Source organism: Klebsiella oxytoca NBRC 105695 (assembly GCF_001598695.1).
In the GTDB taxonomy this organism is placed as follows: Bacteria; Pseudomonadota; Gammaproteobacteria; order Enterobacterales; family Enterobacteriaceae; genus Klebsiella; species Klebsiella oxytoca.
This window is the reverse complement of record NZ_BCZK01000010.1, coordinates 72,401-91,496: the sequence shown is the minus strand read 5'-3', so window position 1 is coordinate 91,496 and position 19,096 is coordinate 72,401. Positions and strand designations below refer to the sequence as shown.

The 19,096-nt window shown below is 56.4% G+C and carries 23 protein-coding genes and 1 other annotated feature; of the genes, 14 read left to right on the top strand and 9 right to left on the bottom strand.

All coding sequences use genetic code 11. The features are described from left to right. Window positions 1-54 precede the first annotated feature (54 nt). Window positions 55-1,008 (bottom strand): ABC transporter substrate-binding protein, encoded by a 954-nt coding sequence (locus tag KO1_RS17730; RefSeq protein WP_004102208.1) that lies wholly within the window; start codon window positions 1,006-1,008, stop codon window positions 55-57. Window positions 1,009-1,301: 293 nt separating this feature from the next. Continuing rightward, window positions 1,302-2,333, bottom strand: a complete 1,032-nt coding sequence (locus KO1_RS17725) for a LacI family DNA-binding transcriptional regulator (RefSeq protein WP_004113178.1) — start codon at window positions 2,331-2,333, stop codon at window positions 1,302-1,304. A gap of 366 nt (window positions 2,334-2,699) precedes the next feature. On the opposite strand from KO1_RS17725, the gene KO1_RS17720 reads away from it, so the two are divergent. Next, on the top strand, window positions 2,700-3,323 hold the full coding sequence (locus tag KO1_RS17720; RefSeq protein ID WP_047719817.1) for a DUF1062 domain-containing protein: 624 nt from the start codon (window positions 2,700-2,702) through the stop codon (window positions 3,321-3,323). A 200-nt stretch (window positions 3,324-3,523) separates the two neighbouring features. After that, the gene (locus KO1_RS17715; RefSeq protein WP_004102204.1) at window positions 3,524-4,126 is read left to right on the top strand and encodes a DJ-1/PfpI family protein; all 603 of its coding nucleotides are present in this window, start codon (window positions 3,524-3,526) and stop codon (window positions 4,124-4,126) included. A gap of 133 nt (window positions 4,127-4,259) precedes the next feature. Here KO1_RS17715 and KO1_RS17710 read toward each other — a convergent pair whose 3' ends face one another. The 5 genes from KO1_RS17710 to trpB form a co-directional block, all read right to left on the bottom strand. Next, window positions 4,260-4,652, bottom strand: a complete 393-nt coding sequence (locus tag KO1_RS17710) for a VOC family protein (RefSeq protein ID WP_004102202.1) — start codon at window positions 4,650-4,652, stop codon at window positions 4,260-4,262. A gap of 132 nt (window positions 4,653-4,784) precedes the next feature. Then, on the bottom strand, window positions 4,785-5,357 hold the full coding sequence (locus tag KO1_RS17705; RefSeq protein WP_023329735.1) for a DUF1349 domain-containing protein: 573 nt from the start codon (window positions 5,355-5,357) through the stop codon (window positions 4,785-4,787). Beyond that, window positions 5,357-5,956, bottom strand: coding sequence for a dienelactone hydrolase family protein (locus tag KO1_RS17700; protein ID WP_064407073.1), 600 nt, complete (start codon window positions 5,954-5,956; stop codon window positions 5,357-5,359). Before KO1_RS17700 ends, KO1_RS17705 begins: the two co-directional genes overlap by 1 nt. 200 nt (window positions 5,957-6,156) lie before the next feature. Next, window positions 6,157-6,969, bottom strand: a complete 813-nt coding sequence (gene trpA, locus KO1_RS17695) for a tryptophan synthase subunit alpha (protein WP_004102196.1) — start codon at window positions 6,967-6,969, stop codon at window positions 6,157-6,159. Then, the gene (gene trpB / locus KO1_RS17690) at window positions 6,969-8,162 is read right to left on the bottom strand and encodes a tryptophan synthase subunit beta (protein WP_023329734.1); all 1,194 of its coding nucleotides are present in this window, start codon (window positions 8,160-8,162) and stop codon (window positions 6,969-6,971) included. Before trpB ends, trpA begins: the two co-directional genes overlap by 1 nt. 146 nt (window positions 8,163-8,308) lie before the next feature. Then, window positions 8,309-8,403 (bottom strand) — a sequence feature (Trp leader region). Between the two features lie 224 nt (window positions 8,404-8,627). On the opposite strand from trpB, the gene KO1_RS17685 reads away from it, so the two are divergent. From KO1_RS17685 to KO1_RS17665, 5 genes are all read left to right on the top strand, one after another. Then, window positions 8,628-9,536: a LysR substrate-binding domain-containing protein gene (locus KO1_RS17685; protein ID WP_023329733.1), complete on the top strand. Its 909-nt coding sequence runs from the start codon at window positions 8,628-8,630 to the stop codon at window positions 9,534-9,536. A 98-nt stretch (window positions 9,537-9,634) separates the two neighbouring features. After that, window positions 9,635-10,231 carry an NAD(P)H-dependent oxidoreductase gene (locus KO1_RS17680; RefSeq protein WP_004113165.1) on the top strand — a complete coding sequence of 199 codons (597 nt, stop codon included), beginning with the start codon at window positions 9,635-9,637 and terminating at the stop codon, window positions 10,229-10,231. 21 nt (window positions 10,232-10,252) lie between these two features. Beyond that, window positions 10,253-11,053 carry a carboxymuconolactone decarboxylase family protein gene (locus KO1_RS17675; protein ID WP_024274198.1) on the top strand — a complete coding sequence of 267 codons (801 nt, stop codon included), beginning with the start codon at window positions 10,253-10,255 and terminating at the stop codon, window positions 11,051-11,053. Window positions 11,054-11,057: 4 nt separating this feature from the next. Further along, entirely contained in the window at window positions 11,058-11,486 is a 429-nt protein-coding gene (locus KO1_RS17670; protein WP_017145844.1) for a cyclophilin-like fold protein, read from the top strand. Between the two features lie 232 nt (window positions 11,487-11,718). Continuing rightward, window positions 11,719-12,555, top strand: coding sequence for an alpha/beta fold hydrolase (locus tag KO1_RS17665; RefSeq protein ID WP_004102181.1), 837 nt, complete (start codon window positions 11,719-11,721; stop codon window positions 12,553-12,555). A gap of 42 nt (window positions 12,556-12,597) precedes the next feature. Here the strand turns inward: KO1_RS17665 and KO1_RS17660 are convergent, their stop codons facing one another. Further along, on the bottom strand, window positions 12,598-12,816 hold the full coding sequence (locus tag KO1_RS17660) for an HP1242/YdcH family protein (protein ID WP_004102179.1): 219 nt from the start codon (window positions 12,814-12,816) through the stop codon (window positions 12,598-12,600). A 145-nt stretch (window positions 12,817-12,961) separates the two neighbouring features. On the opposite strand from KO1_RS17660, the gene KO1_RS17655 reads away from it, so the two are divergent. Next, the gene (locus tag KO1_RS17655) at window positions 12,962-13,855 is read left to right on the top strand and encodes an oxidoreductase (RefSeq protein ID WP_032728286.1); all 894 of its coding nucleotides are present in this window, start codon (window positions 12,962-12,964) and stop codon (window positions 13,853-13,855) included. 87 nt (window positions 13,856-13,942) lie between these two features. Here KO1_RS17655 and KO1_RS17650 read toward each other — a convergent pair whose 3' ends face one another. Beyond that, complete coding sequence (locus KO1_RS17650; RefSeq protein ID WP_004102175.1) at window positions 13,943-14,191, bottom strand: hypothetical protein; 249 nt, start codon at window positions 14,189-14,191, stop codon at window positions 13,943-13,945. Between the two features lie 359 nt (window positions 14,192-14,550). Between KO1_RS17650 and KO1_RS17645 the strand changes: the two genes are divergently transcribed. From KO1_RS17645 to KO1_RS17620, 6 genes are read left to right on the top strand one after another with little or no spacing between them, the layout of a single operon-like run. Then, entirely contained in the window at window positions 14,551-15,522 is a 972-nt protein-coding gene (locus KO1_RS17645) for a phosphotriesterase family protein (protein WP_004102173.1), read from the top strand. Between the two features lie 9 nt (window positions 15,523-15,531). Then, window positions 15,532-16,272, top strand: coding sequence for a creatininase family protein (locus KO1_RS17640; protein WP_004113156.1), 741 nt, complete (start codon window positions 15,532-15,534; stop codon window positions 16,270-16,272). Continuing rightward, window positions 16,265-16,708, top strand: coding sequence for a PTS sugar transporter subunit IIA (locus KO1_RS17635; RefSeq protein ID WP_004102169.1), 444 nt, complete (start codon window positions 16,265-16,267; stop codon window positions 16,706-16,708). The genes KO1_RS17640 and KO1_RS17635 overlap by 8 nt, the downstream gene beginning before the upstream one ends. Window positions 16,709-16,734: 26 nt before the next feature. Further along, window positions 16,735-17,022, top strand: a complete 288-nt coding sequence (locus tag KO1_RS17630; protein WP_004102167.1) for a PTS sugar transporter subunit IIB — start codon at window positions 16,735-16,737, stop codon at window positions 17,020-17,022. Next, window positions 17,019-18,329 (top strand): PTS ascorbate transporter subunit IIC, encoded by a 1,311-nt coding sequence (ulaA, locus tag KO1_RS17625; RefSeq protein ID WP_004102166.1) that lies wholly within the window; start codon window positions 17,019-17,021, stop codon window positions 18,327-18,329. The genes KO1_RS17630 and ulaA overlap by 4 nt, the downstream gene beginning before the upstream one ends. Window positions 18,330-18,345: 16 nt before the next feature. After that, the gene (locus tag KO1_RS17620; RefSeq protein ID WP_024274197.1) at window positions 18,346-19,086 is read left to right on the top strand and encodes a sugar isomerase domain-containing protein; all 741 of its coding nucleotides are present in this window, start codon (window positions 18,346-18,348) and stop codon (window positions 19,084-19,086) included. Window positions 19,087-19,096 lie beyond the last annotated feature (10 nt).

Here is a 19,096-nt window from a genome sequence, read left to right as displayed (position 1 = left end):
CTCCGGGATGAACCCAATCGTCATCCCGTTTTTGCCTCTTGAGTGATGATGTGATTACCAGCCCGGATAGCTATCTACGTTGTCGCGCGTGACCAGCACGCTGGGGATCAATACGGTCGGGGACGCAATAGGCTTGCCGTCAACCATATCCTGAGCAAGCGAGATGGCCTGGCGCACCATTTCGCCCGGGTTTTGCGTGGCGGTGCCGATAAACGGTGAGCCGCTGCGCTTGAGTTCTTCAACCGCTTCCGGGCTGCCGTCTACGCCGGTGACTTTAATCGCACCGGCTTTGCCGGCCTGCTCAACGGCCAGCACCGCGCCGAGCGCCGAAGGATCGTTCATACCGAAAATACCGGAGACATCCGGATTGGCGGTGAGCATATCGGTGGTGACCATCAGTCCTGAAGCGCGGTCGTTGCGCGATGCCTGCTGCCCGACGATTTTGATATCCGGATATTTTTGCGCGACGTTTTTACAGCCTTTGATGCGGTCAATAATGGTTTGAATCGGCGTGCCGTCCACCAGCAGCACTTTGCCTTTGCCGCCCATCTGGCTGAACAGATATTCGCAGGAGGTTTCGCCGGCCTGGATGGCATTGGTCATGATCGCCGCGTCAGCGCCCCTGGCGGGCGTATCGACCGCGATAACGATAATTCCGGCGGCTTTTGCCCGCTGAATGGCCGGCTCGATGCCGGACTCATCGACGGCGGAAATAATGATCAGATCCACTTTCTGCTGAATAAAGGCGTCAATCTGCGTGTTCTGGTTTGCCAGATCGACCTGCGCATCTTGTACGTTAAGGGTTGCGCCGATTTTTGCCGCGGCCTGCTTTGCGTTCCTTTCCATTGCCGAGAAGAAGGGGTTGGACATGTCCTGCACCATTAAGCCGATGTGGGATATTTTTTTGCCCTCCTGCGGCGCGGCGCTGGCGGCGGGGATAAATCCTGTCATGGTGGTGATTACCGCAGTAACCGCGACAGCCAGAAATGCTTTACGAAGTTTGGTCATATTCTGTTCCTTTCATTATCGTGTGGTATGACGTACGGCCAGGTGTGGGGAAGCCTCAGAAATAATCCCCTGATGTTGTTTTTTTACTGGCGGCCGATTATTCAGCCGTTATTTAAATCATCAAAATGATTAGAGAGGGCTGGCAAACGCGTTGCGAACGCTTTGCCGCTGTTATCCTGCGGCGCCTTAGCGGGCCTGGAAAACCGCGACAGCCGTTTTTCAGGCCCGCGCGCGAAGCGGCGTCGGGCAAGTCCGTTCGGGCGAAACGTTGTCAGCAATCTCTATAATGTCTTTTAATTGTTATGCGTTTTTTTACAGCCGCAGGACTGGCGAATAACCAGCTCGGCGGGAACTTTACGTTGAGTGTTGATTTCTCCTTTCCCTTCCGGGTTAATTAACTGGATAAGCATTTCAGCCGACTGTCTGCCAATCTCTTCGCTATTTTCATTGAGCACCGTCAGCGGCGGATTTAATAGCGGCGCCCAGTCGAATTCGTCGTAGGCAATCAGGGCCATATCCTCTGGAATGGCTATCTGGCGCTGCTGGAGCTGTTTGAGCGAACCCAGCAGAATAGGGTTGTTACCGGCAATAAGGGCATCCGGCAGCGCTTTCTGGTGGTCGAGGTACTGGCTCAGTTTGTCAGCAGCCGACTGCGCGTCGTTTTCCGTTTCGACAACTTCAAGCGTAGCGCCGGACCGCTCGGCGGCCTCGCGTATCCCGCGCTCGCGTTCAAAACGCGTGGTCCAGCGGTCCGGGTAGATAAGGAGCAGCCAGTTTTTATAGCCGTGCTGCGCCAGATGGTTTCCCACCAGCAGGCTGGCATGGTAATTGTCGGTTGTGACGCTGGGAAAGTTGTGCTCGCCGCGGGGCGGAGAATCAACGAAGACGACCGGGATATCCCATTTCGCCAGCAGAGTCAGGCTTTCCGGCTGCAGCGTCACGGTCGAAATGATCCCGGCCATCCGTGACTCGATCAGGCGGTTAATCATCCGATCTTCCTGCGCGCGGTCGTAGATGCCGTTGACCGCAATATCGCCAAGCACCACGGTCCACTGCGAAGGCTGCAGCATCTGCTGAATGCCGGACATCAGGTTGAGATAGTAAGAGTTCGACGCATGGGCGGTGATCACCGCCACCGAGTCTCTGCTCGAACGGCGTAGCGCCTGGGCCGCGCGGTTGGGTACGTAGCCGAGCTCTCGCGCCACTTTTAAAATCAGCTCCCGGCTGTCGTCAGCGACGCCATCGCCACCGTTTAGCGCGCGCGAAACGGTAAACATGGAAAATCCCGTCGCTTCGCTCACATCCCGCATCGTTGCTTTACGCATTTTTTGCTCTCTGCTTTTAAGAAATTACCTGCGATATAAACGGTTATTGTCTGTACCTAAACGTTTATGTGAGTAAACATAAACGTTTAGGTTTGTTTGATCAGTGAGCCGCTTCTCGTTTTGTGAACAGAAGGTAAATAACGTTGTTTGTGAATGATTTCTATGAATTTATTGATTTAATGCATATTTGACCCGCCAGCCGCTTTGGTATTCTTGGCCTCTTCATTAGCGGTCAGACAGGGTAGTCGCGTTGGAAATCTTTTTTTAACCCACTGAAAAGTATTCTCTAAATATTTTTCACATTGCAAATATCACGGTCCGTTATCGACGGATCCGCTTTTGTATGGGTTAAAAAAAAGGTTCACCATGAAAGTCACATGGAACGTCAGCCCTGCGGGCTACCAGCTGCTAAGCAAACGCTGTCCCGCCTGCCATGGGCAGCAGAAATTCACGCCATCCGGAGCCTTCCGGATCAATTCGCAAAAAAAACAGCTCGATGTCTGGAGTATCTATAAGTGCGTCCGCTGCGCATACACCTGGAACATCAGCCTGTTCTCTCGTTTACCCGTCAGTAAAATAGATCCACACCTCTATGAGCGACTCATGGCAAACGATAAATCTGCTGCAGAGGACTACTCTCACGATTTGCAGGTTCTGCGGCGCAATAGCGCGTTGTTAGCGGGTTCGCCTGAATTCGTCGTACGGGAAGGCTGGCGAATCAGCCTTGTCCGTGCTGCTCAGGTCAGCGTCAACGTCTACGTCGAGCGCGCTTTTCAGGTCAGCTTACTGGCGGTGCTACGTAGACAGCTCGGCCTTAGCGGCAGCGCGATCCGCAAATGTCTGGCGGCGGGCGATATCGCCGGAATTACGCTGAAAGAGCTACGTTCGCCGAGGATACGGCCGGAAGGATACAGGCTTTATATCGTGAAGGAACTTCTTCTGGCGCGCAGGCGAATTTCATTAAATACCGGCTCAGATCTCAGGAGATGATAGCCCGTTTCCCCGGATAGATTGCTATCCGGGGAGCTGACTCGCAAAAATGGAGCACGGTTGTCCACGGTGGAAAAATAACCTTGCCTTTCTTACTGTGCATTTATACAGTTTCTGGCGACGGCGCGGCGACCAGTGTCGATCGACTCGCCGGATATTGCGACGGCAAATTCTGTTTAAAAAAGGAGAAATCCCTGTCTATGGATACGCGTAAAGAAGTGCTGTTTGTCCTCATCCAGGAGTATGCCGACTGGGAGTTTTCGCTGCTGGCGCCCGGCCTGCGCCGGGGGTTTGGCGTATGGGAGCCGCGCTACGAAGTCAGGACCGTGGCTGCGGATGAGGGGCCCGTGAGGTCAATTGGCGGGGTGCGCTGTCTGCCGGATTATACCTTCCAGACGATACCTGATGACTACGCTGCTCTGGTGCTGGTGGGAGGAATGAACTGGTGGGGAGAGGAGGCTCAGCGGGTTGTGCCTCTGGTTCAGCAAGCGCAGGCGCGGCAGATCGTCGTCGGCGCAATATGCGATGCTTCGGCATTCCTCGGCGCACACGGTTTTCTTAATGATGTTGACCATACCTCCAACGGCCTGGCATACCTGCAGAGCAGGGCGGGGTCAGCCTATCGCGGCGCCTCACGGTACAAAAACGTGCCATCGGTGCGCGACGGCAACCTGGTCACCGCCAACGGCGTTGGTTTTCTGGATTTTACCTGCAATATGCTGTCTGCCTTAAACGCGGCCCGCCAGGAAGAGATCGAAGCCATGAGGGCGACCTTTACGTCGGGAATGTTTACCGAGGGCTGATGCGGACAAAGCCGCATTCTGCATCGTAGTGGGCTGCGGTCGTCTCATCAGGCTAACCGCATCCGGCGCGCCGCTCAGAGACAGACAGGGTTTCGCAATGGACAACCCTGCCTGAATTTGCCGGCCAGCGGCCTCAGTCGGCGTTTGCGTAATAAACAAACGCCAGCTTATTGCCGTCCGGATCTCTGACGTAGGCGCTGTGGAAACCTTCACCGTACTGCGGGCGATGTCCCGGAGCGCCTTCATCGCTTCCTCCCAGACTGAGCGCCAGCTGATGCAGCTGCTGAATATGCTCAACCGAACGTGCGTTCAGAGCCACCATAACGCCGTTGCCGGTTGTTGCCTGCTGCTGATTAAACGGTTGGCCAACGCACAGCCCGATGGTGCTGTTTCCGCTGAATGTCCCCCACGATGCGCCTTGATCGCTTCGGCCGCTTTGCGGCTGCCCCAGCATCTCCATCAAAGGATCGTAAAAACGAATGGCGCGCGGCAGATCGTTAGTGCCGAGCATAATATAGGAAAACATGACGCCTCCTCCTTTTCGCCTGCAAGTTGTTGCCAATCTAGCAGCAAGGTGAGAAGTCATGCAGTCCCGGCAGCCAGAAATCATACCTTCGTCGCGATTATTCAGCGAAAGCGTCCGCCCTGGGGGCTCCCCTCAGCTTAAATCGTGCAAATCTTTATCGTTGGCCGGCAGCAGCGATATTTCGTCGAAATTAACCCGCAGGCCGCTGCGCTGCGGCGTACAGCACATGATGCCCACTTTCGCGGCGCCGGTCGGAAAAGGGCACAGCCGCAGTAGCGGCCACTGGTGGCCATCCGTTGAGTACTGCAGGCGCAGCGCTTCGCCCCGACGGGTCAGGCGCAGCCAGAACACCGCGGGGTTGCCTGGAAAAATGCCGGTGGCCCAGTCTGAAGTTCCCAGCGTCAATACGCTACCGATGGCGGGCGCGCCGTCGTTGTACTCGATACCGGCCTTAAGCCAGTGCCGGGCGTCCTGCATTAACATAATCCCCGCCTGGTCATACAGGGTGCTGAAATCTGCGCGCACCCGCACCTGAAAGGTGAAATCCCCCGCGGCTTCCGTGGCATAGATATGCCCGGAGAAGCGCTCAAACCCGTACCAGGTTTCGCGCCAGAAGTCGGTTTCCTCATCGGTTACGACGCTAAGTGAGCCGTCCTCTTCCGACCATGTTGCGGGTTCGTTAATCCATTGAAATACCTGTTGCATCAGGCCTCCTGTCTTTGCTGAATAAGCGTTAAAAACTGCAGCGTATCTTCGTCTGCCTGCTGCGTAAGGCGCGGATCCCACGCCGGACTGTCAGCGTCGCAAAAGCCGTGCTGCGCATTGAACATCCGGCAGGTCACGGAGGGGACGTTCTCCAGCTGATCTTGCATTACCCGGGGATCGAACGCCGGTTCCTCGCTGGCGAGAATCACCAGCGTCGGGCAGGGCGGCGCAACGTCGCTGTAGTGGCGGATCCGCGAGCCGTAGTGGCAAATCGCGGCGTTGCAGAAACCGCTTCTGGCGGCCAGCCAGGCCAAGGTGGCGCCCACGCTATAGCCGATGAGGATTAGCATGCCATATTTTGTTTTCAGCTCGGCCAGCAGCGACTCAATGGCGGTGGTGTCGAATCCGACGTTATCGTTAAAGTGACGCCAGGCTTGCTCCTGCTGCTCATAGGCGAACGGCGCAGAGTGGGGAAAAAGCGCTGGCGTGTAGACATCGAAGCCGCGGCTGCGCCAGGTCGCGGCGTTTCGCTGAATATGCGCATTAATGCCGTAGATTTCATGCAGCAGGATGATGGCTTTATCACACTCAGGTAACATAAATGCGCCTCGGTCGGATAAAAACAGGATTGTCAGGTGGCCGAATGATGGTGTCTGGGGAAACGGGCTAAATTTTGCAGCACTCAGGCCAGAGCAGCAAGCTCCCTTTTTACGTTACCCTGCATATCCCTTAGCGGCCAGACGATATTGCCGGTGATGGATATTCATCACCACCGGCATTTTGCCGCATTAACCCCACGCTATGTTGGCCTGACGGTGGCTGTTTTCAGGTTGCGGGCGAAAGCCTTCAACTGACAGAGCATCGCCTCCCGATCGTCCTGGTGTTGTTCGATGATTTTCACTATTGCTGAGCCGGAAATAGCCCCGGCGGCTCCCGCTTTCATGGCATCCGCCACCTGTTCCGGGGTTGAAATACCAAACCCCTGAATCGGCGGTGGCGCCTGATAGTCACCAAGCTTAGAGACCAGATGTTCCAGCGGCAGCGCGGCGCGTTTTTCCGCGCCGGTTACGCCCGCGCGCGACAGCAGGTAGGTGTAACCGCGGCCGTGAGCGGCAATGTGTCGCAGCAGCTCATCGTCCGCATTGGGTGGGCAGATAAACACGGGCGCAATATCATGGCGCATCGCGGCCTCGCGGAACGGCGCCGACTCTTCGAACGGGACGTCTGCTACCAGCACAGAATCGACGCCCGCGCGGGCGCAGGTGGCATAAAACGTCTCGATTCCCCGGTTATACACCAGGTTTGCGTACATCAGCAGACCGATGGGCAGCGCCGGATACCTGGCGCGAATGGCGGCCAGCATGTCAAAGCAGCGCGCAGGGGTGACGTTGGCTGCAAACGCGCGCAGGGCGGCATTTTGTATTGTCGGGCCGTCGGCCAGCGGATCGGAGAAGGGAATCCCCAGTTCCAGCGCATCGGCTCCGCCCTCGATCAGCGCATCGATAATTTGCAGCGACAGATCCGGCTGCGGGTCGCCGAGCATCACGAAGGGAATGAACGCGCCTTCTCCCCGAGTTTGCAGTCGCGAAAACATATCGTTATAGCGTTTCATCACATTTCTCCTCGCGCTTGCAGAATGTCGTGCACGGTAAAGATGTCCTTATCGCCGCGGCCGGAAAGGTTCACCACCAGCAGCTGCTCTTGTTGCGGATTGTCGCGCATCATTCTTAAGGCATGCGCGAGGGCGTGGGATGACTCAAGTGCCGGAATAATGCCTTCAGAACGGCTCAGGGTTTTAAATGCCGCCAGCGCTTCATCGTCGGTGACCGAAACGTATTCCGCGCGGCCAATACTGTTCAGATAGGCATGCTGCGGCCCGACGGCCGGGAAATCGAGGCCGGCGGAAATAGAGCAGGACTCTTTGATCTGGCCGTCATCGGTTTGCATCAGCGGCGTTTTCATGCCGAAATAGATGCCGGTCCGCCCGTGTTTCAACGGCGCGCCGTGTTCCCCGGTCTCAATGCCCAGGCCAGCGGGCTCAACGCCAATCAGTCCGACCTGGGGCGTATCGATAAAGTCAGCGAACATGCCGATGGCGTTGGAACCTCCGCCAACGCAGGCGATAACCGCATCCGGCAGGCGCCCCTCTTTTTCGAGGAGCTGCGCTTTGGTCTCTTCGCCGATGATGCGCTGAAATTCGCGTACGATAGTCGGGAAAGGATGCGGGCCAGCGGCGGTGCCCAGCATAAAGTGGGCGGTCTCATAGCTCCCGGACCAGTCGCGCAGCGCTTCATTCGAAGCATCTTTCAGGGTGGCTGAGCCGCTGTGCACCGGGATCACTTCGGCCCCCATCAGGCGCATACGAAAGACGTTTGGCGACTGACGTTCAATATCTTTCGCCCCCATGTAGATACGGCACTTCAGGCCCAGCAGCGCGCTGGCCAGCGCCGAGGCCACGCCGTGCTGACCGGCGCCGGTTTCGGCAATAATTTCGGTTTTGCCCATCCGTTTTGCCAGCAGCGCCTGGCCGAGCACCTGATTAGTCTTATGCGCGCCGCCGTGCAACAGATCTTCACGTTTGAGATACAGGGTAGTGCGCGTACCCTGCGTCAGGTTACGGCAGCGCGTTAGCGCCGTCGGGCGACCGGCGTAGTTTTTCAATAGATGGGTTAATTCCGCCTGAAAGCGCGGATCTTCACGTGCGCTAACAAACGCCTCCTCCAGCTGGCGTAGCGCGGGGATGAGGATCTGCGGAACGTACGTACCGCCGAATTCGCCAAAGTAGGGGTTAAGTAAGGGACTCATTATTGCTCCTTGTTGTATGTGCAGTGTCTGATGATTCGGGGTCTGCCCCCGGAAAGGACGCTGCACATGAAGTGAAATCGGGTACTGCGCAGCGGCTCCCGGCTGCTTGCACTTCGGCAGATGCATCCTATGCGTAAAATCCGGGCGAAAAAAAGCCCGCGTTTTAGCGGGCCGGGTATCGGTGTGCAAACTGCAGACGTGACGATACTGCCCGTTATCGGGAAGTACGCCACCAGCCGTGCAGATTCATGATGATTACGCGTTGCATTATTCGCTATCCTGAAATTTATCTTGTACTAGTAAACTAGTTTGATAGGTCAATGTCAATGGCATAATGATTGACGCCCAGAATCAATGGAGGCCGCTTTTCCGGCCAGAACTGGCGTTACGCCAGATTGCTTTACGCCATCAAATCAAGGTAACGTTGTTTTTTCAGCTTATTTTCTATCTGGTTAGCGAGAACGTATGAATGTAAACCGTTCCGATATGGCCGACCTGGTCTATTTTTGCGCCATCGCTCGTCATCGCAGTTTTAGTAAGGCCGCCGTCGAGCTCGGCGTAAGCGCCTCGACGCTGAGCCATGCCCTGAAGGGGTTTGAGGCGCGGCTGGGCGTGCGTCTGCTGAACCGTACGACCAAAAGCGTAACCCTGACGGCGGCAGGCGAGAGTCTGGCCAGCGCGGTGAGCGAGCCGGTGGCCGCCATCGATGGCGCGATTGAACAGCTCAACCAGTTTCGCGACTCGCCTGCGGGACATATTCGGCTCAACGTCGCCGTCGAGGCAGCCACGCTGCTGCTGGCGCCGATCCTGCCCGTTTTTGCCGAACGCTATCCCGATATTGAGCTGGATATCGTGGCCAGTAACCGCATTGTTGATGTCACCGAAGCGCGTTTTGACGCCGGTATCCGCTATGGCGGTACCGTACCGGAAGATATGGTGGCGCAGCGTCTCTCCGCCGATGTGCGCTGGGTCGTCGCCGCGTCGCCCGATTATCTTGCCCGCTTCGGCGAGCCCCTGCACCCCAACGATCTTCAGCACCACCGCTGCGTCAGCAACCGTCTGGGAAACAATCGGATTTATAAATGGGAGTTTGAGCGCGGTGAAGAGCAGCTGACGATCAAAGTGCCGCCGCTGTTAACCGTCGATCTGGCGGAGACGGGCGTGGTGGCCATCCTTCAAGGATTCGGCCTGATGTACCTGCCGGAGCCGCTGATTAAGCAGCACGTCAGCGAGGGGCGCCTGCGTCTGGTGCTCACCGACTGGGCCTCTTACGGGCCGGGATTCTATATCTATTACTCCAGCCGACACCAGATCCCTACCGGATTGCGCCTGCTGATCGCGCTGGTCCGTGAACTGCAGCCGCTCGGTTTGTAGCCTGATTGATGAAAATGGCTCACAGCCCCATTCGATAGCGAGGGCTGGCTCCTTCTTTTTGCGCGGCTTAACCTGTGGCAAAAGAGAAGGAGAGCTCAATGACATATTCGCCCCGCAATTTCGCCGGTCTGCTGTGGTTTGTGGCCATCGCCATCGTTCTGTTTAGTCATAACCGCGTCAGCCATGCCGCCGAGGTTAAAACGCTGGTTATCGTCTCTCATCCTTACCCTGAGCAATCGGTGTTGACGAAAGGTCTTCAAGCCGCAGCGCAAAGCGTGCCCGGCGTGACCGTACGCAATCTTGAGACGCTTTACGGCTATGACAGCCGCAATATCAATGCCGATGCCGAGCGTCGATTGATGCGGGAACACTCGCGCGTCGTGTTTATCTTCCCGACCCACTGGTTCAACATCACGCCAATGATGAAGGCCTGGCTGAACGATACCTGGGGCAGCGTGGGGCCGGGCGTATGGCAGGGTAAAGAGATGCTGATTGTTACGACCGCCGCGGGAGGAGAATCGACATACGGCGAATCCGGGCGAACTGGCGTCAGCCTCGCCGACGTCTTCACGCCGATGAAGGCCAGCGCTCTGCATGCGGGAATGATCTGGCTTCCTCCGCTGGTTTTTCAGAGCGCCAGCCGCAGTCAACTGCCTGAGTACCAGCGTCAACTGGTGGAAAGGCTGAAGAATTAACGTGCCGGGAAGGAGTACAGGATGAAAGCTTTTATTGCCGCTGCGGCAATGTCGTTGATGCTGGGCGCGCCTGTCCAGGCAGAAGAAAAGAGAGGTGAAAAAATGGTTCCACTTAGCCCAACCGTACTGTCCGCTGAGGATGTCCAGTCCGTCGCGCCCGCGCTTGTCCGTTTCGGCAGCGAGGTGCTGATAGACGATCTCTGGCAGAGAAGTGAACTCTCGCGTCGCGATCGCAGCATCGTGACGGTGGCGATTCTGATCGCGCGTAACCAGCCCGCCGAGCTAAAACAGTATGTTGATGTTGCCCTGGATAACGCCGTCACGCCGGTCGAAATTTCCGAGATCATCACGCATCTGGCTTTTTATTCCGGCTGGCCTAACGCGATGGCCGCCGTTGCGGTCACGAAAGATATCTTTGCCGCCCGCGGTATCCGCCGCGAGCAGCTGGCTTCGGCATCCCCCGAGCTGCTGGCGCTTAATCAGGCAGCGGAAAATCAGCGCTCGTCAACGGTGGAGCACAACTTCGGCGCAATTTCGCCCGGGCTGGTGAAGTTTACCGCTCAACCGCTGTTTCTCGACCTGTGGCAGCGGCCGGGGCTGAAACCGCGCGATCGTAGTCTGGTGACGGTCAGCGCGCTGATCGCCGCCGGGCAAAGCGCGCAAATTGGCTACCACCTTAACCGGGCGATGGATAACGGCCTTACCGCGCAAGAGGCGGGGGAGATTGTTGCTCATGCCGCGTTCTATGCCGGCTGGCCAAACGCCTTTTCGGCAGTAGCGGTGGTGGGGGAAGTCCTGCGCGCTCGCGGTCTGGAAGGGTGAGCGGATGCTGAAAACGCTCGGTGCGGTGCTATCCATTTTGATCATGATGACGGGCGCGGCATCCGCCGCCGCCAGGGAGAACGCGGTGAAGATTGAGTTTGTATTTAAGGGCGTCACGGTCGTCGGCTTGCTGGACGAGAGCGCTGCGGCTAGTGCGTTTGTGGCGCAGCTGCCAATGACGGTGAAGCTTGAGGATTATGGTTCTACGGAAAAGATCGCCTGGCTGCCGGAGAAGCTGCGCGATGTGGATGCTGGCGAATCAATGACTCCGCGACGCGGCGATATGGCCTATTACGCGCCGTGGGGCAACCTGGCTATTTTTCGCGAAGACTTTCGCCACTCGCCCGGTCTGATAAAGCTCGGGCGGGTGGAAGAGGGACTGGCCTCGCTCGACCAGCCCGGCGCGGCAACGGTGACCATCAGGCGTTACTAAGTTTATCCAGCGTTAAATGACCCTGACGACTTTATTTAATGGGCTTTCTACAGCCCATTTGTTGAATTCTTTTCGCATCTCCGGCATCGCAAAAATCATCTACACTTTTTCTGCGCATCACTTTCAAACCTGACGAGACACGCTCGTTAAGGCTGAGCATCCGACCTTTACACCCGACCAACTGCAGGCGTCAGGCCCGCAGCCTTGTTTTCTCTTCAGAGGAGTTTGTAACATGGCATTTGTGACCACCAAAGACGGCGTCAACATTTACTTTAAGGACTGGGGCCCGAAAGAGGCGCAGCCCATCGTATTTCATCACGGCTGGCCATTAAGCGCCGATGATTGGGATAACCAGATGCTTTTCTTCCTGGCAGAAGGCTTCCGGGTGATTGCGATTGACCGACGCGGTCACGGTCGTTCAGATCAGGTGAGTGACGGTCACGATATGGATCATTATGCCGCCGATGCCTCCGCGGTGGCGGAGCATCTGGATCTGCATAACGCCGTTCATGTCGGGCACTCTACCGGCGGCGGGCAGGTCGCGCGCTACGTGGCGAAGTATGGACAACCGCAGGGGCGCGTTGCCAAAGCGGTGCTGATCAGTTCGGTTCCGCCCTTGATGGTCAAAACGGAGAGCAATCCTGGCGGTACGCCAATTGAAGTCTTCGATGGTTTTCGCCAGGCGCTGGCTGCCAATCGCTCGCAGTTTTATCTCGACGTGGCGTCCGGCCCATTTTATGGCTTTAACCGCGAGGGCGCGGAGGTGTCCCAGGGCACTATTCAGAACTGGTGGCGGCAGGGCATGACCGGTAGCGCAAAAGCGCATTATGAGGGGATTAAAGCCTTCTCTGAAACCGACCAGACCGAAGATTTAAAAGCCATTACGCTGCCGGTGCTGGTGATGCAGGGCGATGACGATCAGGTGGTGCCTTATCAAAACGCGGCGATACTGCAGGATAAGCTGCTGCCGAACAGCCAGCTGAAAATTTATCCCGGCTTTCCGCACGGCATGCATACCTCCCACGCCGATGTGATTAACGCCGATCTGCTGGCGTTTATTCGCTCGTAGTCAGGCGGTATAAGAAGGCCGCCATGGCGGCGGCCTTATCGTCTACATCAGGCTTTCATGCTGGAGGATTTTGAGCATTTCATCCTTCAACATAAGTTTTTCTTTCTTCATCTGTACGAGCTCGAGACTGTATCCTTTGCCATCGACTCCTTCTATCCGGGAAATGTCGTGATCGAGTGCGTTATGTTTTTCGAATAGCGACTGAAAGCGCGGGTGCGTGGTTTTCAATCGAGAAATCAGCTCTCTGTATTCTGGAAACATGTACCTTCCTTGTTAATGGAGAAAGTGTGTACGACGACACACACATTCAGATTACCCATATGAATAAAATGGTAATGCGAACGAAGTCGCGTTTATGTTATGTAGCCATGAAATCTCAGGGGCCGGAGGCGGCCTGGAGGCATAGATGAATGTTGAAGAACCCACCGTTGCGTTGATTGGTCCCGGCGCCATTGGCACCACCATCGCCGCCGCGCTGCACGAGGTGGGTCGAACGCCTCTGGTATGCGGCCGGCGCGCTCACCCGCAGCTATCGCTACGTTTCGATGGCGGAACGATTGTGGTTCCGGGGCCAGTCGTCACTGAACCGTCTTCGGTCGTTGCGCCGTTCGATCTGCTTTTTGTGGCGGTAAAAGCAACGCAAATTGCCGCAATTGCGCCGTGGCTTAAAGCGCTATGCCATGCGCAAACGGTGGTTTGCGTGCTGCAAAATGGCGTTGAACAACGAGCGCTTTTCGCGCCTCATGTCGCGGAAGCGACGGTATTGCCGTCGGTCGTCTGGTTCCCCGCGCAGCGCGAACCGGAAGCATCGGTCTGGCTGCGGGCGAAACCGCGCCTGACGCTGCCCGATGTGCAGGGGGCTGAACGGGTACAGTATGCGCTACGGGACACGCGCTGCGCAGTGGATATTAGCGACGATTTTCTCTCCGTGGCGTGGCGTAAACTGCTGCAAAACGCGGTTGCGGGCCTGATGGTACTGGCGGGACGGCGGGCAGGCATGTTTGCGCGCGAAGATATCACCGCGCTGGCTTTTGCTTATCTGCAGGAGGGGCTGAAGGTTGCTCGCGCCGCAGGCGCCAGGCTGGACGAGAGCGTGGCGCAGGAGATCGTCGCGGGATTTCATCGCGCGCCTCCGGACTTAAGTACTTCTATACTCACCGACCGTGAGGCTGGTCTACCGCTGGAGTGGGATATTCGTAACGGGGTCGTGCAGCGTTACGGCCGTATTTACCACATTGCCACGCCGTTAAGCGATGTGATTGTGCCGCTGCTGGCCGCCGCCAGCGACGGTCCCGGATAAAGGCGCGGGCGGCGGCACTTATCGGTTATTGTTCTGCGAGCTCTGGCGACAGGTGACCAAAACGCCGGTGTGTTGCGTTTCCCGTGATTAGAGAGATTCTGCCAGCCGGTCTACGACAACTTTGCCGCTATTATCAAACTGGGTAATTCGATAATTCACGCAATACGAACGACGGGTGGAAAATTGATTGAATAACGCCACCCGGCCTTTTTTATCGCCATTTTTACTCACAATTATCCATTCGGTGACGTCCGTTGAATTGCCGTTATCGCTGCTGGCGTCCTGCTGTTCCACCAGTCGATCCTCTTTTTCTACCTTCAAAAAATCTCGTAACATTTATTTATCTCCGCTCATCATTGTTTTTAACAATACTCTCTTTATCGATTCATTCAATTAAACATTTTAATCAAAGGTATTGATTATTAGTCTGAAATGTATTGGTTTAATAGGTGCGTATCCAATTGAATTAATAGAACATAAATTTAATCGCCTCATCTGAAACACCTATATTTTTCCATGAGTAACGGTTTTTTAGCCCGAATCTATTTACGTGACAACGTCACATAAATGTTAATGTCGACCCACCTCACAGATAAGAATTTAATATGATTGATGCGAACTTGATCACTTGACTGGTCAAGTGAGTCGCGCCTATGTTGAAGGCACCTTCTTATCCGTTCCGGAGAGTAAGAAACATGGCCATCATTCGAACGTTAAACGGGGATATTTCCGCTAATCAGCTGGGCGTAACCTACAGCCACGACCATATCTACTGTATTCCGCCCTATTGGGCCGAGCGTCAGGATGACGACCTCTTGCTCGACGATCCACAGGCTTCTGAGCGTGAATTAAGCGACTTCCGCCAGGCGGGAGGCAATGCCATCTACGACGCCACCGCGCCGGATTATGGTCGTCAGGCCGCTGCTGTCGCGGCCATGGCGCAGCGCCAGCAGCTGCACATTATTGCCACCGCGGGTTTTAACAAAGGGTTTCTGTGGAGTAGTCAGCGACCGGGCACAGCGCAAACTTTTGCCGAGTGGATTGAGCGTTCTGACGTCGACGAACTGGTTGAACACGTTTGCCGCGAGGTCACCGAGGGAATCGAAGGCACCGCGCATCGGGCCGGCGTAGTGAAATGTGGCACCGGCTATAACGCCATTTCCCCTCTGGAATACAAAACCATGGAGGTTATCGTTCGCGCCCAGCAGCGTACCGGGGCGCCGATGCACAGCCATACGGAAATGGGGACGATGGGACTCGAACAGGCGCGGATCTTTAAAAAATGGGGACTGGATTTGTCCCGCTTATGTTTTGCCCATATGGATCGCAATCCTGACCCCTGGCTGCACCGTCAGATCGCCAACACCGGGGCGTTTCTCTCATTTGACGGTATCAGCCGCATTAAATATCACCCTGAGCACATTCGCACCCAGGCCATCCTGGCGCTCTGCCAGCGCGGTTATCAAAAGCAGATTTTGATCGGCGGTGATTTTGCCCGTAAATCCATGAGCGCGCATTACGGTAAAGGAGGGCTGGGGCTGAAGTTCATCCTCAGCGACTGGCGGCCAAGATTCATGGAAGAGGCCCGGGAGGCGGGGTTTGACGGCGAAGCGTTGCTGCATGATTTCTTCGTCGAAAACCCGGCGCGTTACCTCGCTTTTGCCTGAGGAGGCGTCATGAAGCTGCATCATTTAAATGAGCGCGAGGCCAGGCGGGCGCTACAAAAGGCGCGGATAGCCTTACTGCCCCTTGGCGCGGTCGAACCGCACGGCGACCACCTGCCGCTGGATACCGATAACCTGCTGGCCGAGCGGTTTTGCGCGCGGCTTGATGAGCAGTTGGGCGAGTGCGCGCTGAGCCTGCCGGTTGTCTCCTATAGCCAGGTCTGGTCGCTGCGCGGGCATGCGGGCGCGATTGATATCGGTAATGAACGGCTGACGTCGCTGCTGGTGGCGCTGGCGGAAAACATGGCCAGCTACGGTATTACCACCACGGCGGTGATCAACGCGCATTACGGCAACTTTGACGCGATTAAAGCCGCTTCCCGCCAGCTTAAAGAGCAGGGCATCACGCTGCTTAGCTACAGCTGGGCGGGTATGGATGAAGAGGTAAAAAAACGACAAACCTCGGCGGTGGCTTATCCGGGATATATGCATGCCGACGAGGTCGAAACCTCGCTGATGCTGGCGCTGGCGCCGGAGTTCGTCAACATGGCGGAGGCGCGCGCGCACTATCCCGAATTCCCGCAGAATTTTCGCTATCAGCCGATGCGCTGGACCGAGTTTTCTGCTTATGCGGTGCTGGGGGACCCCACCCTGGCGAGCGAAGAGAAAGGGCGCGCGTTTGTTGCCCGGGCGCTGGCGACCACCCTGGCCTCCATTCGCCACCACTTAACGCAAGGAGCCCGTGATGATTGAACGTCAGTCGATAACCGTTGACTGCCCGGCCGCTACCCCGGAGGAGGCTATTCGCGAGGCGGGGAACGCGCTGTGCCGCGCGGGGGCCTGCAGTCCGCAATACGTCCAGGCGATGATCGCCAGCTATCGCGAGCTGGGCCCTTATTTTGTCATCGCCCCTGGTCTGGCCCTGCCGCATGCCCGTCCGGAACAGGGAGCGATCAAAGCGCAAATTAGCGCGATCCGGCTGCGCGAACCGCTGGCGTTTGGTCATGCGGAAAACGACCCTGTGCGGGTGGTTCTGGGCCTTTCGGCTACCAGCAGCGACGCGCATATCCACCTTATCCAGCATATCGTCACCGTGCTCAGTGATGAAAATAATCTGCATACCCTGATGCATTCAGACGATCCGGAACAACTTTATCGGCTGTTGGCCAGCGGCTCACAGCGTTTATAGCTGTAATTAACACGGAGTGAATAGCGATGAAAATTCTGACAGTCTGTGGTTTAGGTATGGGCTCCAGCCTGATTTTAAAAATGAACGTTGAGGCGGTATTAAAGCAGCACGGGATTCAGGCCTCCGTGGAACATATGGATGTCTCATCCGCCGCTTCGGCCAACGCCGATGTCGTCATCACCAATGCTGAACTGGTGGACAACCTGAAGCATCTTTCCTGCCCGGTGGTGGTAGTAAACAACTACATTGATAACGCAGAAATCACCGCGGCGCTGACCCAGGCGCACATTCTGCGCGCGGGAGAGCCAACATGAGCGAGTTTCTTGGCGTCCTGCGCTGGATCACCATCAACATATTTGGTGAGGCGTCGATTTTAATTGGCCTGATCGTGCTGCTGGGACTGGTTTTGCAGAAAAAATCGCTGGCAGACATTGTGTCCGGCACCCTGAAAGGCATTCTGGGTTTTCTGATCATCGGCGCGGGGGCCGGGATTATCGTTTCCGCGCTACTGATCTTTCAGCCGATCTGGACCGAAGTTTTCGGCCTCAGCTCGATGAATCTGACCAATATTATCGGTCAGGCGCGCTTTAGCGAACGCTACGGAAGCAGCGTGACGATCGCCATTGCCGGCGGTTTCGCTATCAATCTACTGCTGGCCAGGCTGACGCGCTTTAAATATATCTATTTGACCGGACACATGATGTTCTGGACCACCATGATATTTGCCGGGGTGATGGTGAACACCGAGCCCGCTATTTCTGCGCTACAGCTGACGCTCATGCTGACGGTTATCATGGGACTGTACTGGACCTTGCAGCCCGCGCTGGTTCAGCCATGGGTACGGAAAATTACCGGCAACGATAACGTGGCGCTGGGGCATACTTCCGCCTCGGTCGCGCTGCTGGGGGCCATTTTCGGCCAGATCTTCGCCCGTAATAAAATCAGTTCCGAAGATATCAAAGTCCCTAAGAAGCTCGGTTTTCTGCGCGATTCCAACGTGGTGACCGCGTTAACCATGGCGCTGCTGTTTTTTATCGGCACCTTTATTCTGCAAATCAAAGGCACCCCGAAAGCGGCGGAGATCCTTGCGCAATCCGGCGACCTGAGCTTCTACATCTATGCCCTTAAACAATCGCTGATGTTCACCGGTGGCATCGCCGTGGTGCTGCTCGGGGTGCGGATGTTTATTGGTGAAATGGTGCCCGCGTTTAACGGCATCGGCTCGCGGCTGGTTCCGGGGGCCAAACCTGCGCTGGACTGCCCGATTCTGTTCAACTTTGCGCCAAATGCGGTGGTGCTGGGGTTCGTCGGTGCCTTTGTGGGATCGCTGCTGTGGCTGACCCTGATCGGCCGCTATACCGGCTACGTATTTATTCCCAGCATGATCGTCATTTTCTTCCATGCCGGTACGGCAGGGGTCTTCGGCAATATCACAGGCGGCTATAAAGGCGCGCTGCTGGCGGGATTTATCACCTCAACGGTGGTCGCCTGGGGACAATATTTCTGCGTGACCGGCTTTATCAACAACACGATCCCGGATACCGCGCTGTGGGCGGGCGATAGCGATATGTTTGTCCTCGCGCCGCTAATCCATCTTTTGACCCGCTTGCTGACGTTCTGATATCAGGAGGAAGTCTATGAGCCAGGCACTGAAACAGTATTACAGTCAGATCCGCCAGAAGCTGGGGTTGCTTGAACAGCGCGCCGATGAGCTGAACCGGGCGGCAGAAATGATGGCCCACAGCATTCTGGCGCAGCGCAATATCTTCGTCTTTGGCGCCAGCCACGCCGGTATTCTGGCGGAGGAGATGAGCTATCGGGCAGGCGGTCTGGCCATCATCAACCCGCTTTTTACCCCTGCGCTGATGCTTAACGTCAGGCCGTTAACCCTTACCAGCGCGGTGGAAAATGTGGAAAATCTTGGCCGCGTGCTGGTTGAACAGTCGCCGCTGAGGGCCGACGATACTCTGCTGATTCACTCAGTGTCGGGGCGAAATGCGATTACGATCGATGTCGCGCTGGCGGCAAAAGCCTGCGGAGCCAGGGTTATCGCCATTACCAGCCTGGCGACGGCGGCACGAGTCTCTTCCCGCCACTCCAGCGGTAAACTGCTGGTAGACATTGCCGATATCACCCTTGATAACCACTGCGAGTATGGCGATGCGGCGGTGAGCCTGCCGGGGCTGGCGCAGAAAGTGGCGCCGCTCTCCACCATCATGGGGGCGGCCATCGCCAACAGCCTGGTACTGCGTATTTGCGAAATTATGCTGGAAAATGCGCGCACGCCGCCGGTTCTCGCCAGCGCAAACATAGACGGTAATCAGGAGATAAATCAGGATATACTGAGCGCATACAGGAGCCAGATACACTATCTCTGAGTTGGAGCGC